The 13,673-nt window shown below is 60.5% G+C and carries 12 protein-coding genes; 8 read left to right on the forward strand and 4 right to left on the reverse strand.

What is annotated here, in order from left to right:
- Position 1: 1 nt before the first annotated feature.
- Positions 2 to 625, reverse strand: coding sequence for an NUDIX hydrolase (locus NF78_RS24005; protein ID WP_035992369.1), 624 nt, complete (start codon positions 623 to 625; stop codon positions 2 to 4).
- A gap of 570 nt (positions 626 to 1,195) precedes the next feature.
- Here NF78_RS24005 and NF78_RS24010 point away from each other — a divergent pair.
- Together NF78_RS24010 and NF78_RS24015 are read left to right on the forward strand one after the other, a co-directional pair.
- A complete protein-coding gene (locus NF78_RS24010) occupies positions 1,196 to 1,378 on the forward strand; it encodes a hypothetical protein (protein ID WP_035992372.1) in 183 nt (60 codons plus the stop codon).
- 246 nt (positions 1,379 to 1,624) lie between these two features.
- Positions 1,625 to 1,888 (forward strand): hypothetical protein, encoded by a 264-nt coding sequence (locus tag NF78_RS24015; RefSeq protein WP_052050896.1) that lies wholly within the window; start codon positions 1,625 to 1,627, stop codon positions 1,886 to 1,888.
- Positions 1,889 to 1,999: 111 nt separating this feature from the next.
- On the opposite strand, the gene NF78_RS24020 is transcribed toward NF78_RS24015, so the two are convergent.
- Entirely contained in the window at positions 2,000 to 3,382 is a 1,383-nt protein-coding gene (locus tag NF78_RS24020) for a gluconeogenesis factor YvcK family protein (protein ID WP_035992375.1), read from the reverse strand.
- Positions 3,383 to 3,713: 331 nt separating this feature from the next.
- Here NF78_RS24020 and NF78_RS24025 point away from each other — a divergent pair, with 331 nt between their 5' ends.
- The 4 genes from NF78_RS24025 to NF78_RS24040 all read left to right on the forward strand — a co-directional run bounded on the left by NF78_RS24025 (position 3,714) and on the right by NF78_RS24040 (position 7,994).
- Entirely contained in the window at positions 3,714 to 4,592 is an 879-nt protein-coding gene (locus NF78_RS24025) for an ABC transporter ATP-binding protein (RefSeq protein WP_197064950.1), read from the forward strand.
- A 225-nt stretch (positions 4,593 to 4,817) separates the two neighbouring features.
- Positions 4,818 to 6,083, forward strand: coding sequence for an MlaD family protein (locus NF78_RS24030; protein WP_035992378.1), 1,266 nt, complete (start codon positions 4,818 to 4,820; stop codon positions 6,081 to 6,083).
- A 36-nt stretch (positions 6,084 to 6,119) separates the two neighbouring features.
- On the forward strand, positions 6,120 to 6,608 hold the full coding sequence (locus tag NF78_RS24035) for a nitrate reductase associated protein (protein WP_035992380.1): 489 nt from the start codon (positions 6,120 to 6,122) through the stop codon (positions 6,606 to 6,608).
- Between the two features lie 216 nt (positions 6,609 to 6,824).
- A complete protein-coding gene (locus NF78_RS24040) occupies positions 6,825 to 7,994 on the forward strand; it encodes an alpha/beta fold hydrolase (RefSeq protein WP_263970688.1) in 1,170 nt (389 codons plus the stop codon).
- Between the two features lie 2 nt (positions 7,995 to 7,996).
- Here NF78_RS24040 and NF78_RS24045 read toward each other — a convergent pair whose 3' ends face one another.
- On the reverse strand, positions 7,997 to 10,549 hold the full coding sequence (locus NF78_RS24045) for a glycogen/starch/alpha-glucan phosphorylase (protein ID WP_035992385.1): 2,553 nt from the start codon (positions 10,547 to 10,549) through the stop codon (positions 7,997 to 7,999).
- Between the two features lie 591 nt (positions 10,550 to 11,140).
- On the opposite strand from NF78_RS24045, the gene NF78_RS24055 reads away from it, so the two are divergent.
- Positions 11,141 to 11,761 carry an NAD(P)-dependent oxidoreductase gene (locus NF78_RS24055; RefSeq protein ID WP_035992390.1) on the forward strand — a complete coding sequence of 207 codons (621 nt, stop codon included), beginning with the start codon at positions 11,141 to 11,143 and terminating at the stop codon, positions 11,759 to 11,761.
- A 219-nt stretch (positions 11,762 to 11,980) separates the two neighbouring features.
- On the opposite strand, the gene NF78_RS24060 is transcribed toward NF78_RS24055, so the two are convergent.
- Positions 11,981 to 12,997, reverse strand: a complete 1,017-nt coding sequence (locus tag NF78_RS24060) for a hypothetical protein (protein WP_052050898.1) — start codon at positions 12,995 to 12,997, stop codon at positions 11,981 to 11,983.
- 243 nt (positions 12,998 to 13,240) lie between these two features.
- On the opposite strand from NF78_RS24060, the gene NF78_RS24065 reads away from it, so the two are divergent.
- Positions 13,241 to 13,606, forward strand: a complete 366-nt coding sequence (locus NF78_RS24065; protein ID WP_225885407.1) for a DnaJ domain-containing protein — start codon at positions 13,241 to 13,243, stop codon at positions 13,604 to 13,606.
- Positions 13,607 to 13,673: the final 67 nt, after the last annotated feature.

Here is a 13,673-nt window from a genome sequence, read left to right on the forward strand (position 1 = left end):
ATCAATCGAAGTCGGGGGGCTGGTCGGGGCGCTGCCACAGGTCGAAGCAGCGCTGGATTTGACTGATGCCGCTGCGGCCTGGCGACAGCGGCGGGATGTCCTCAGGGCCAAAGAAATCAATCGCGGTGGTTTCGTAGCTGGAGGTGGGCTGCCCGCCAACGATTTCGCAGCGAAAGAACAGCTTGTAGCTGTGGTAGGGGGCGGGTGGATGGCCGTGGCGGGGGTGGGCGCGATCGTAGACCGCAAGCAGCCGAGTGGCGCGGGTGGTATAGCCCGACTCCTCAAAAATCTCGCGCTCCACGGCCCGACTGGGTGAGTCGCCGATGTCGACCCAACCACCAGGCAAGGCCCACCGACCGTCAGAACTCTCCTGCACCATCAGCAGTTTGCCTGCGCGAAACACAACCCCCCGCACCTCAATTTTTGGCGTGGCGTGGCCGACGTCCTGGCGCAGCAGATCGGCCAGAACGGGAGGATCGGCGTCGGCGATCGCGGCCAGCATGCTGTCGGCGATCGCCTGGATCTGCCGGTAGCGCTCGGCGTCGAAGGGGTGATTTTTGTAGTGCAGCCCCGTTTGGGCAATGCCCTGAAGCTGCTGAATCCAGCCTAGCCACGGTGAGGTCATAGGGATGTTGGTAAAGGATGAAAAAGCGATTCCTGAGAAATTGGACGGGGGACCTATTTTTTACTCTTTAAAAACGACTGGAAACAGCTCTGTCAAGACCAGAACAAATTAATTCACAGGTACTAGTTGAAGGCTAAACCCTAATTCCCCTCCGTTAGCTTGCACAAGATTGAGCAAAGGCAAGGCGGTAGTTGGCATCCTCCTAAATGTAGACCCTACGGGGATCACGTCAGAATGGCTTGAAACGCAGACAAAACCCATTAATCGGGTGAGTATTTCTACCGGATTTCCCAAGATTTCTTGAAACTCATAGAGGGTTTAAAAAACTTAAGTTAACCTTCCCTTGCGGGCAAAAAATCAGTAGCCCTTGCGTCAATAGCCCTGTCTAAAGGGGTTTGCCCCCGAGCAGAGAGCCGCGATCGCGGCCTGCATCCGAGTTATTTGGGCTGAATGCAATAAAGCCTAAAATTACTTAATAAAATTCTCATGAAGGCAATGATAGGATTCTCTCAAGTAAGCCATAAGCTTTTCTTTATCAATTCTGGTCGCTGTTTTCTGGAGAGCAAAGTCATGTCTGGTAACCCCGTTGGAATTAAGCCCGAAACTCGGAACCATAAGGGATTTTTTGTGCAAGATGCCGACTACGAGCTGGTCAGCATTGAAGCCTCAGGCTGGGCCCTCATTTGCGTAGACGATGCCGTTTGCCACTACGTGGACCCCGACAACCTGCTGATTCAGAATCTAGAGGCATAGGATAACGTCGAGGCATCCTGCCGCTGCGTGGGGTGAATCAATTCGTTACCCATCCATTCTTTTGGGTAGGCTGTTCTAGCATTAGAGCAGCCTGCTTTTGTTTTAGGATCAAAATTCTAGGCGATCGCCCCTGGTGGGTCTAGCGACCCCGGGGAACGGGCAGGCCTTGCCCGCAAACGGTTTCGTCTTCTACAGTAGTCTCCGGCACCACCACCACCCGTATATCCCCTCCATTGATGAGCCCCCATGGAAAAACCCTCCTTAACACAACGCATCTCTGGCCTGATTAGCTGGGTCCTGGTAGTCGATCTGGGGCTGGTGCTGCTCAGCCTGGGTTGGTTTTTGGTGGCCGTGCTGGGGCGCAGCATGAACCTTGATCTGGGCCTCGACCTCTGGTACTCGCTGTGGAATCCGCTGATATTGCCCGCCCTCAGCGTTTTGATGGCCGGGGCGATCGCCAGCGGTGTGGTCGGCTGGGTAAGCCGACGGTTTAAGCGCGACCCCGCTTAGAAAATCAGGGCCTGAAGTTTTTAGGTTTTTAGCACAAGGGTTCCGGTCAGCCTGACACCTAATACCTGACACCTAATACCTGACACCTGATACCTAAACCCTACCCCCCGATCACCACATTCGCTGGGTGCGGGTATACCAGCGCAGCAGCACCCGCGCCAGGCGCTCGCTGTGGTGGCTGACGGTCAGGTTTTCGCGCTCCTCCATCACGTTGGCGGCAATGATCCGGCGGCCCGAGTCGAGAATGGCGGCGCGATCGAGCAGCACTGGCCCCACCCCCGCCCGGGCGTAGTGGCTGATCACCGGGTCGGAGGGCATTGTTTTCTGCACCAGCACGGCGTCAAACAGGTAGCGGCCACAGGCCGAATCGATCGCCCGAATGTGGTCTGAAACCGAAAAGCCATCGGTTTCGCCGGGCTCAGTCATGATGTTGCACACGTAAATGCGGGGCACCTGGCGGGCCGCGATCGCCTTCACCAGGTCGGGCACCAGCAGGTTGGGGATGATGCTGGTATACAGGCTGCCGGGGCCAATCACGATATAGTCCGCCTCTTCGATCGCCTTGATCGCCTTGGGCAGGGGCGGCGGATTGGGGGGCAGGCAGCCAATGTGTACGATGCGGCCCCGCGCCTCGGTGATTTTGGACTCGCCCACAATCCGGCGACCGTCGCTCAGCTCAGCCCACAGCTGCACATCCACCGAGGTGGAGGGCAGCACTTGCCCCCGCACCGCCAGCACCTTGGAGCTGGCGGCAATGGCTTGCTCCAGGTCGCCGGTAATTTCGTTCATGGCGGTCAAAAACAGGTTGCCAAAGCTGTGGCCCACCAAGCCGCTGCCCGCCTCGAACCGGTACTGAAACAGCTCGGTGAGCAGCTTTTCCTCATCGGCTAGCGCCGCCAGGCAGTTCCGAATATCCCCCGGCGGCAGCACCCCCATCTCTCGCCGCAGCCGCCCCGACGACCCACCGTCGTCGGCCACCGTCACAATGGCGGTGATGTTGGAGCTGTAGCGCTTCATGCCGCGCAGCAGGTTGGACAGGCCGGTGCCGCCGCCAATCACCACGATCTTTGGCCCCCGCGACAGCCGCCGCTGGGTTAGCAGGGCATCCAGCAGCTCCTCCTCGTTGCCGGGAATCAGCACGTCGGTAATGGCCCCCACGGTGCGGCTCTGGCCCCAAAAAATTAGCCCCAGCCCCAGCAAAATTCCCAAGGGGCCACTGATGTAGTTGGGCACATGGGTGGTAAACGCCCGCAGCGCCGCCCCCACCAGCTGGCCAGTAAAAAATACCGGCGTCAGCCTCAGCCAGATCATGACTCCCAGCCCCACCAGCAGCACCCCAGCCATACTGAGGAACAGCCATCGCTTGACCAGTAGCCCCGGAGCCAACCACCACATCAGGCGATTGACTTGCCGAGGCGGGGCCAGGGTTAGGGTCTCCTGCCTGACCTGACGAAACAGTCGGGTTAGGACCTGATAGAGGGGTTTTAAGAACATGTAAAAGGAGGTCGATAGCGATCTGACCAACCTGAGCGGCGGGTAAAAACAGGCGTTTGCTGTGCCATTAACCCTTGAGCCGCCCTACCCAGGCCAGACAGGGATGACCACCCTGAAGACCCGCCCTCGGGGTGTGGCCTGAAGCATTTAGGAGGATTTCAATCTGCCTTTGATAGGATTGAGCATCAGCGCCTTCGATTTTAGCGGCTATTTGATAGAGTCAAAGCATGGATATGCCTCTAAAGTTGTTAATGCTTGGTAAAGCCGCCCCAGGTGCGGGCCTGGCGGTCAGGTTGTATCAGGGGGCTGGTTACACCCATCGGTAAGGTCTATGCCCGAATCCCATGACCACGGCTCTAATCCTGGGCAGTCCAATGCGTCCATGGCTTTAGGCGTGGCCACCCAACGCGATCTCGCCCCCGCCGACTGCGGTCCTGAGATTTTGCTAGAGCTGAAAGGCATTTCCAAGCGGTTTGGTACCAACCAGGTGCTGGACCAGGTCGATCTAACGCTGTATCGGGGGGAGGCGGTGGCCATTATCGGCCCCTCGGGTACCGGCAAGTCCACAATTTTAAGAATTATTGCTGGACTACTGTCCCCAGACGAAGGTGAAATCTACGTGCAGGGCCACCGACGGGAGGGCCTGATCGAAGACTCGCCGGACCCGGTGGGAATTGGCATGGTGTTTCAGCAGGCCGCTCTGTTTGACTCCCTCACGGTGGAGGAAAACGTGGGTTTCTTGCTCTATCAGCACTCCAACCTGCCCGCCGGCCAGATTCGCCAAATTGTAGAGGACGTGCTCGAGATGGTGGGGTTGCCCGGCATAGGTAAAAGCTACCCGGCCGAGCTCTCGGGGGGGATGCGCAAACGGGTCAGTTTTGCCAGGGCGATCGTGTCGAACCCTGAGAATCCGCAGGATCGACCGGCCCTGCTGTTGTACGATGAGCCAACGGCGGGGCTTGACCCAATCGCCTCAACGGTGATCGAAGATCTAATTCGCGCCATCAAGGGCAACAACGGCTGTAGCTCCTATCTAATTGTGACCCACCAGGACAGCACCATTCGCCGCACCGCCGATCGCGTCATCTTTCTCCATCGGGGCAGAATTCAGTGGCAGGGCCCCGTGACCGAGGTGGATGAAACCGACAACCCCTTTGTGCGCCAGTTCTTTAGCGGACGGATTGAGGGCCCGATTCAAATGGTGCAGTAGCGCCAGGGGCTGCCGTCCCATCACCTTTAAAGTTCCAAGCACCAACGGTTGCAGCCCCTAGCCTGGGATGGGGAGCGGAGGTGGCCCCGCGGAGGGACAACTTTCCGTCAGAATTGATGTCAGGCCCCAGAACCAGGGGCGATCGCGAGCTGAGGCAGGTCCGGCGAATTTGGTGGAGAATAGGGTTGTGTGCAAATCAGTTCAGGGGTTGGGGTAAGAGGCACCATGCGGGCAAGGGCAATTCGAGAAGGGTCGGTCGGGCTGTTGATCCTGATTGCGGTGGGGTTATTTGCCGGGCTGGTGCTGTGGCTGCGCGGGCTCAACCCTGGCCGACGGACTTACCGGGCGACGTTTGTGTTTGCCAATACCCTGGGTATGCAGGAGGGCACCAGCGTCCGCTACCGGGGGGTGCCGGTGGGGCGCGTGCTCGGCATCAATCCCAGCACCAACGCCGTCGATGTGGCGGTGGAAATCATCGACAGCGAGCTGCGGATTCCGCGGGACTCAACAATTTTTGTCAACCAGTCCGGCCTGATTGGCGACACCACCATCGACATTACCCCCCAGCGCCCGCTAACGCCGCCGGAGCTGGCCCTCAGCCCCCTCGGTGAGGACTGCCCGGACACGATTATTTGCCATGGCGATCGCCTGATTGGCAGCGTGGGGGCCAGCTACGAGTCGCTGATTCGCTCGGCGGAGGGGCTAGCCAACGCCTTTGCCGACCCGGAGATTATCAATGACCTGAAGCTCACCCTCAACAACGCCACCACCCTGACCGAGAGCGCCAGCCTGCTGTCGGCGGAGCTGATTATTCTGTCGCGGCAGCTGCAGACCGACCTGGGGCCGCTGGTGGCCTCGGCCAATCGCGCCACCGAGAACATCGGCAATGCCGCCGCCTCATTTGAGCTGACCGGGACCGAGGTCAACCGGCTGGTGGTGACCAACCGGGGCACCATCGTCACCACCCTCGACAACATCAACCGCAGCGCCGTCAACCTGGAGGCGATTACCACCACCCTCAGACCGGCGCTCCAGGACAGTCAGTTTCTGGTCAACCTCGATCGCCTCTCCGTCGATGCCGCCCTGGCCGCCGCCGACCTGCGATCGATCACGGGCACTTTCAACAGCCCCACCAACCTGGTGATGCTGCAGCAGACCCTGGACTCGGCCCGCAACGTGTTTCAAAGCGCCCACAAGGTGATTGCCGACGTGGACGAACTGACGGGGGATCCGACCCTGCGCCGCAGCCTGCGCGACCTGATCAACGGCCTCAGCGGTCTGGTGTCGCTGACCCATCAGCTGGAGCAGGCCAGCCAGGTGGCCGAGTCGCTCACCCCCACCGCCGGAGAACAGGTGGAGCGGGTTACCTTTACCCCCCTGCCCGGCCCCCCAGTGGCCACCGGGGCTGGCCCCGCCCCCGTCACCGTCACCCACCAGGGGCAGGTCTACCAGCTCGACGTGCACTCCATTCAGCCCCACCAGGGCCCCTAGTTGACCTGTTTTAGCCTGTTACTGACTGGTTTTGCTATGGTTCAAAATTGCGATCGCGGCTTAGACGACAGCGACTTTTTTCAGTTCGAGGCCGACTTTGTCGAGTCGCTGCGCTGTATTCCCATGCAGGTGCGGCTCAAGCTCGACACCTGCGGCGTCAAGCTCAAGCTGGAGCACTGGAACCGCTTTAGCCAGGCCGAACGGGAGCAGCTGGCCCGGCTGCCCTGCGGCGATCGCGCCTCCACCCTCACCTACACCGCCTACGTGCAGGCCCTGGTGCATCGGGTGCAGGGTGCGCCGGCCTCCACCCTGGCCGTTGACCCCCACCCCCCCTGGCACAACGACAGCGATATCCCTGAGCAGGTGCAGGCCAGGGCCGCATCCCTGGGGGTAAAGATTGACCCGGAGCAGTGGCGATCGCTGCGGCCCCTGCAGCGCTTTGCCCTAATCAAGCTCAGCCGCCCCAGCCACGAAAACCGAAACTTTTACCCCGCCCTGGTGGAATTTGGGCTGGTGCCGCTGTAGACACCAGGGACAGCACCCTCAGCCATCCAGTCCTAGCGCCAATTCTGTCCAGCAATCATCTGTCCAGCAATCAGCCGCTGCTCTAAGCAGCCTGGAAACCGACGACTTGAGGGTTTTCCCATTTTGAATTTTGCTTGAATTCCCTCCAGCGCTACCAGTCCTTATTCCTCCCCCAGGTCTATGGTCACTCTACAAACCAGCCCCCAAACGAGTTCTGTGACTCCAACTGAAGCCCAGCTGCAGCAGACCCGCCAGCGCATCGATGCCTATATCCAAACCCTGGCCAGCCATCCCGATCGCCGCGATGGGGCCTTTCCCTACTATCTGTTTCACGACGCGGGCACCCCGACTCAGGGCACCGTCCTAATGTTTCACGGGTTTAGCGCCAAACCTCACCAGATGGCACGGCTGGCCGACTACCTGTTTCGCAATGGCTTCAATGTGTACCAGGCCACCCTGGCCGGCCATGCCTACGGCATTCCCCAGCAGTACTGGCCCCAGGTCGATCTCAAGCCCGAAATTTTGGCTCCCCTGCGCGAAAAGGTCAACGCCGACCCGGTGCTGCAAAGCTTTCTCGCCAATCTGGCTGCTGCGGGTGGGGTGGGTGCGGTGTCGCCCTCGCCCGTGCAGATGGTGGGCATGGTGGCCCGGCTGCGCCAGCTAGAGCCGCGCCTGCTGGATATTGCAGCGGCGATCGAGCGCGAAAACGACCCCGAGTTTGACCGCTACTTTGTCTCGTCGCACCTGAGCTACCTGAGCGATGCCCAGGCCCGGCTGAGCGAACTGGAGGCCATGCCCGGCCCTATATATACCGTTGGGCTGTCGGTGGGTGGGGCGGTGGCTTTGGCCCTGGGGGCCAGATACCCCCAGCGGGTGGCCGGGGTGGTGGCCTTTGCCCCCCTGCTGGAGGTGTACGGTGAAACCCGCGAGCGCTACGTCAACCTGGCTGGCCCGCTGGGGATTCAGGAGTTTGGCTGGGATGAGCTGCGGTTTCCGCTGAGCTGCTTTACCGCCGCCAACCAGTTTGGCGCGTTTGTGCGCAGACAGGACAACCTGGCCGCCCTGCGCCCAACGCCGACGCTGATGGTTTTGACCGAAAACGAGGACGCCGCCGACGTTCGAATCAACCAGAAGTTTTCTCAATCGCTGAGCCGCGCCTCCATCTTCAAACGCTACGACAACCACTACCTGTACACCTTTCCCAGTGCGGCCCTGGTGCCCCACCCCATGGTGGACCCGCTGGAGATCAGCCAGAACATGAGTAATGGCTACTGGAAGCCCATGTACCAGGAGACGCTGCGATTTTTGACCCGAACCCAGTTCCAGGCCAGCAGCCTGGAGCAGACGGGGGACGTACCCGACCTGCCAGCGGTGCCCCCCGTGTAAGCTCAGCTCAGCTTGCAGGTGAGCTTGCCACCGGGATCGCCGCCCAGTTCGCCGTAGTCCACCAGGCCAACGGGGAAGGGGGAGACTTTCCAGATGTGGCTACAGTACTCGCCGATGGAGCGATCGCTGGAAAAGCACCCCATCCGCACCGCGTTGAGAATCGCCATTCGGGTCCAGCTATCGGTATCGCTGTAGGCCTGGCCCACGGTTTGCTGGCAGTCGATGTAGGCCTGGTAGTCGGCCAGCAGCATGAAGGGGTCCTGGTGCAGTAGCTTCTCGAGCAGCGGGCGAAACAGGCTGCGATCGCCCTGGGAAAAGTGCCCCGAGGCGATCAGGTCGATGGCATCCCTGAGCAGGGGGTTGCGCTGGTAGTAGCTGTAGGGGCTGTAGCCTTCTGTCTTGTGGGCCACCACCTGATCGGCGGTAAGGCCAAACAAAAAGAAGTTTTCGGCCCCGACGGCGTCGCGAATCTCCACGTTGGCCCCGTCTAGGGTGCCGATGGTGAGCGCCCCGTTCATGGCAAACTTCATGTTGCCGGTGCCCGAGGCCTCAAATCCGGCGGTGGAAATCTGCTCCGACAGGTCGGAGGCCGGGTAGATGCGCTGGCTGTTGGTGACGTTGTAGTTGGGCAGAAAAATCACCTTGATCTGGTTGCGCAGGTCGGGATCTTTGTTGACCATGTCGCCCACGGCGGTGATCAGCTTGATCATCAGCTTGGCCATGTGGTACCCGGGGGCTGCCTTGCCGCTGAAGATAAACGTGCGGGGGGTGATGTCGAGGTTGGGGTTCTGCTTCAGCTGGCTGTAGAGGGTGACGATGTGCAGGGCATTGAGGTGCTGGCGCTTGTACTCATGGATGCGCTTCACCTGCACGTCGAACAGCGAGGCGGGGTCAACCAGAATGCCAAACTGGCTGTGGATGCGGCTGGCCAAATCGCGTTTCACCGCCTGCTTGATGCCGCGCCACTGGTCTCGGAAGCCGGGGTCATCGGCCAGGGGCTCAATTTGTTTGAGGTCGTCCAGGTGCTTGATCCAGCGATCGCCGATGCGGGCCGAAACCAGCGTGCTCAGGCGGGGGTTGCTGAGCACCATCCAGCGACGGGGGGTGACGCCGTTGGTGACGTTGGTAAACCTTTCGGGAAACAGTTCGTAGAAGTCGCGCAGCACCGTTTCTTTGAGCAGTTCGCTGTGCAGGGCGGCGACACCGTTGATGGTGTGGCTGCTGACGCAGGCCAGGTTGGCCATCCGTACGTAGCGATCGCCGCTTTCGTCGATTAGCGACATCCGGGCCAGGCGAGCGCTGTCTTTGGGGAATTTCATTCGCACCAGCTCCAGGAAGCGGCGGTTGATCTCGTAGATGATCTCCAGGTGGCGGGGCAGCAGTCGCCCAAACAGGCTAACCGGCCACTTCTCCAGCGCCTCCGGCAGCAGGGTGTGGTTGGTGTAGGCGAGGGTCTTCTGCGTGATCTCCCAGGCCAGGGTCCAGTCGAGGCCGTGCTCGTCCAGCAGCAGGCGCATCAGCTCGGCGGCGGCGATCGCCGGGTGGGTGTCGTTGAGCTGAATGGCAAATTTCTCGTGGAACTGCTCAACGGGCATATTCTGCCCGGCCAGAATGCGGAACATGTCCTGCAGGGAGCAGGAGACAAAGAATGCCTGCTGTTCCAGTCGCAGCTGCTTGCCCGCCTGGGTTTCATCGTTGGGGTAGAGCACCTTGGAGAGGTTTTCGGAGGCCACTTTTTCTTCGACCGCGCCGTAGTAGTTGCCCTGGTTGAACACCGCAAAGTCAAAGGATTCGATTGCCTCGGCCTTCCACAGGCGCAGGGTGTTGGCGGTGTTGACCCGGTAGCCCAGGATGGGGGTGTCGTAGGGTACCCCCAGCACCTCACGGTGGGGCACCCAGCGCACCCGGTAGCGGCCCTGGTCGTCGGTGTAGGGCTCGGTGTAGCCGCCAAACTTGACTGCCACCGACCACTCGGGTCGGGCCACCTCCCAGGGGTTGCCGTAGCGCAGCCACTTGTCGGTGCGCTCCACCTGCCAGCCGTCGCGCAGGTCCTGCTCAAAGATGCCAAACTCGTAGCGAATGCCGTAGCCCACTGAGGGGATCTCCAGGGAGGCCAGGGAGTCGAGGTAGCAGGCCGCCAGCCGGCCCAACCCCCCATTGCCCAGCCCCGGCTCCTCCTCCTGGGCCAGCAGGGTGTCAAAGTCCAGGCCCAGCTCGGCCATCGCCTGCTTCACCTGCTCGTAGATGCCCATGTTGATCAGGTTGTTGCCCAGGTGCGGCCCCATTAGAAACTCTGCCGACAGGTAGCACACCGTGCGGGCCCGATGCTGGGTGTAGCTCTCGGCGGTGCCGTTCCAGCGGTGCAGCATGCGATCGCGTACCAGGTAAGCCAGCGCCATGTAGTAGTCGTGCTGGGTGGCCAACGACACCGGCTTGCCCTGCACGTAGAATAGATTGTTCAAAAACGCCCGCTTGATGCTCTCAATATCGTCGGCGGTGCGCTCCTTGGCCAGGGCCGTGGCAACCGCAACGTCTACCGGAGAAGGGGTATCCATAGGTGATCCGTCCTGGGTCAGGACATGAGAAGTGACCCTTTGATCAGATCAAATTGGGCGATCGCAAAATGTGATTTCAGGCACGATTTAACCTTTGTTTAAGGATGCTGCAACCTACGGCAACACTAGCTAGTAATGGTTAGCAGAATATAGTGCGACCTTGGCTGGGGGGGCAGGTGTCAGGTGTCAGGTGTCGGATGCTGTTGGCGAATTATTTCTTCAAGGAATTGCTCGGCGTAGCCCCCAAAATCCCCCAGCTATGGGGGACTTTGACTTTCCGGTACCCCCAAAATTGGGGGCTAGGGGGCCTTTGGGGCAACTTTTCCAAGCGTATTTTGCAGATTGTTGATTTCGCCAACAGCATCAGCGGAGCGTAACCCAACGGCAGTCAGCCCTGTTGGGTTACGCCAGCTCGCCACCCAATCTACAAATTTAGGCTTGACAGAGCAGTAGTCTTTGGAGTCCCGAGAACCTCCGGTTACAGATCCCCGGCCAGCAGGGCAATCAACACAATTCATCTCAGGGTAGACGCCAGCGATCGCCCCGTCTGCCACCCTGGAGAGACTATATGGTGACGATGGAGAGCACAGGATGAACTTGCTAGTTTTTGGCGCAACGGGGGACACGGGCCGCGAGGTGGTGAAGCAAGCGCTGGCCCAGGGGCATGCCGTCACCGGGTTCTCTCGCCACGCCGACGATCTCCTGGCCGACTTCCCCTCCCTCAAGACCATCGAGGGGGATGTAACCGACAAAACCACCGTTGAGAAAGCGGTGCAGGGGCAGGATGCGGTGCTCTCGACCCTGGGGTCCTCGAGCCTGAAGCGGAGCCCTGCGCTGACGGACGGCGTGCGAACCATTGTCGCAGCCATGGAGCAGCACGGGGTGCGGCGGTTGGTTTACCAGTCATCGCTGGGGGTGGGCGACAGCCGCAAACAGGTTGGCTTTCTGGTCCGCTACATCATCATTCCGCTGGTGCTGCGCAATGCGATCGCCGACCACGCCGACAAGGAGCAAATCATTCGACAGAGCAGCCTGGACTGGGTCATTGTGCGCCCCGCCGGACTCACCAACGATGACTTTACCGGCCAATACCGCCACGGCGAAACCATTGATTTTGGGGCCAAGATCGCCCGTGCCGATGTGGCTGACTTTATGCTGAAGCAGGTCACCGCTGACACCTACCTGAAGAAAACTCCTGGCGTGTCCTACTAGGATTGTCGGGCTAGGATTGTCGGGCAGAAATATAACAACCCTTGCTGTGGGTGTTAGGTGCCGGGTGCTAGGTGTCAGGAGCGGTTGACTGTTTGCCGTCAGGCGGGGCTAGTGCTCTGCGGCGTAAGTTGGTCAACCATTCCTGACACCCGAGACCCAGCACCCTAAACCTGTCGCAGCGGTACTCTAAACTCCGAAGAGTCCTACTCCCCCGACAGCCTACTCCCCCGACAGAGAGTTCAGGGTGAGACAGCGCACAGGGGCCAGCCCTGTGGCCAGCCGCCGCCAGGTCAGGCCCGCATCCTGCGAGCCAAAGATCTCACCATTGCTGGTGCCGAAGGCGGCGCAACGGCCAGCGGTTGCCAGAGTCCCGGTGTTGATGTTGTCAGCAAACCACTGGGGCAGCCCCTGATCACATTTTTCAAACCCTCCTGGTCCGTACAGGGGGCGGCGGTACAGGGCCGCCCGGCTGGTGCGGGGGCCGGTGGAGGCCGACATCAGAATGGTTTCGCCACAGACGGCGATCGCGCGGGCATAGGCTCCGTGCAGATGGTCGCGATCGAAGTCCCAGGAGCGCCCCCGATCGGTGCTGATAGCCAGCCCCTCGGCGGTGGCCGCCAGCACCCAGTCGGGCCGATCGGCCAGGGTGTATACCTGGTGGACGTCGGCGTGAACATCAATGGTGGGCTGCCAGGTCTGGCCGCGATCGCTGGATCGCACAATGCCGCCCACGTGCACGTTGACGTAGAGATCGCCGCAGGCGCTAAGGGCCAGCGATCGCACATCGGGCGGGTCACCCCAGGGGGTGTACCACTCGTCGCGCCCCTGCACCGACTCAAAGCCGTTGAGCCATTCCAGGCTGCCGTTTTCCAGGCGTAGCAGGCGGGCCCCGGAGTTGCCAACTAAAACCGTGTCGTCAAAAGGGAGCAGGCAATTTAGCGCTACATCGGTGATCGCAGCCACCCTGCGCCACCGCTGGTCGGCGTCGCGCTGCCAGATCGAGGTGCGATCGGCAATGGCCCAGAGGCGATCGGGACCGACTGCCAGGGCCGTAATCGTGTGCCCTTCTAGATCTACTCTCGGGTCAGACTGCCCGACAGACCTGATGGACACCAACCCATTTGCAGTTCCCGCCAGCCACTGCGGTCCATGGCTCGGTGGCTCGGCCAGGCCAATCGCTGTTTGGGCGGGTTGGGGCTGGGTTGGGGTAATTGACGGTCGCTCAAACGTAGTCATGGTTAGAACCTCCCTGATGAAGGTAAGGGGGTTGCTTCTGGGCTCGGGTGTCATCCAGGATTTTGAGGGTATATACAAGCTACTCAATTCAGGCCGCGATCGCCTCAGTCGCAAGCAGGAAAACGCCTAAGGCTTTGTTTTGGGGGTTTCGGGCCTGCACCAATGGAGCCGTCCAGTATAGTGAAAAAGCAGCCGGGATTTCGCCAGCGGGCTATCCGCAGCCATTCACCAGACAGCAAACCGATGCCAACTCCCCCAGAGTCAGTGGATTATTATGCGGTCCTAAGGGTCGACCGCCAGGCCAGCCTGTTCACCATCAAACGGGCCTATCGGGAGTTGGCCCGCCAGCTCCATCCCGACCTCAACCCCAACAATGCAGCCGCGGTAGCGCAATTTCAAGCCCTCACCGAAGCCTACGACGTGCTCTCAGACCCAACAAAACGCCGCCAGTACGATCGCTACGGTGTCCATTGGAAAAAAGCTGCCCCCCAATACCCAGCTGCCAGCCAACCCAGCAGCAGACAAACCGACGACTTTGACGATATGGAATTTGGCCGCTTTGGCCACTTCGAAGACCTGCTAGGCGATCTCCTCGACCGCTACAGCTAAGTAGGCAGGCTGGAGCCAGCGTAGGGGGCCAGCGCCGTAACCTATGCTTAACAACCGATGTTTTGTC

This window comes from Leptolyngbya sp. KIOST-1 (assembly GCF_000763385.1).
Lineage (GTDB): Bacteria > Cyanobacteriota > Cyanobacteriia > Phormidesmidales > Phormidesmidaceae > Nodosilinea.

Excerpts from the sequence above, each read along its gene's own strand:
- NF78_RS24035 (WP_035992380.1), top strand. The coding sequence starts at position 6,120 with ATGGTTCAAAATTGCGATCGCGGCTTAGACGACAGCGACTTTTTTCAG.
- NF78_RS24045 (WP_035992385.1), bottom strand. The coding sequence starts at position 10,549 with ATGGATACCCCTTCTCCGGTAGACGTTGCGGTTGCCACGGCCCTGGCC.
- NF78_RS24010 (WP_035992372.1), top strand. The coding sequence starts at position 1,196 with ATGTCTGGTAACCCCGTTGGAATTAAGCCCGAAACTCGGAACCATAAG.
- NF78_RS24060 (WP_052050898.1), bottom strand. The coding sequence starts at position 12,997 with ATGACTACGTTTGAGCGACCGTCAATTACCCCAACCCAGCCCCAACCC.
- NF78_RS24030 (WP_035992378.1), top strand. The coding sequence starts at position 4,818 with ATGCGGGCAAGGGCAATTCGAGAAGGGTCGGTCGGGCTGTTGATCCTG.
- NF78_RS24015 (WP_052050896.1), top strand. The coding sequence starts at position 1,625 with ATGGAAAAACCCTCCTTAACACAACGCATCTCTGGCCTGATTAGCTGG.
- NF78_RS24055 (WP_035992390.1), top strand. The coding sequence starts at position 11,141 with ATGAACTTGCTAGTTTTTGGCGCAACGGGGGACACGGGCCGCGAGGTG.
- NF78_RS24005 (WP_035992369.1), bottom strand. The coding sequence starts at position 625 with ATGACCTCACCGTGGCTAGGCTGGATTCAGCAGCTTCAGGGCATTGCC.
- NF78_RS24025 (WP_197064950.1), top strand. The coding sequence starts at position 3,714 with ATGCCCGAATCCCATGACCACGGCTCTAATCCTGGGCAGTCCAATGCG.
- NF78_RS24065 (WP_225885407.1), top strand. The coding sequence starts at position 13,241 with ATGCCAACTCCCCCAGAGTCAGTGGATTATTATGCGGTCCTAAGGGTC.
- NF78_RS24020 (WP_035992375.1), bottom strand. The coding sequence starts at position 3,382 with ATGTTCTTAAAACCCCTCTATCAGGTCCTAACCCGACTGTTTCGTCAG.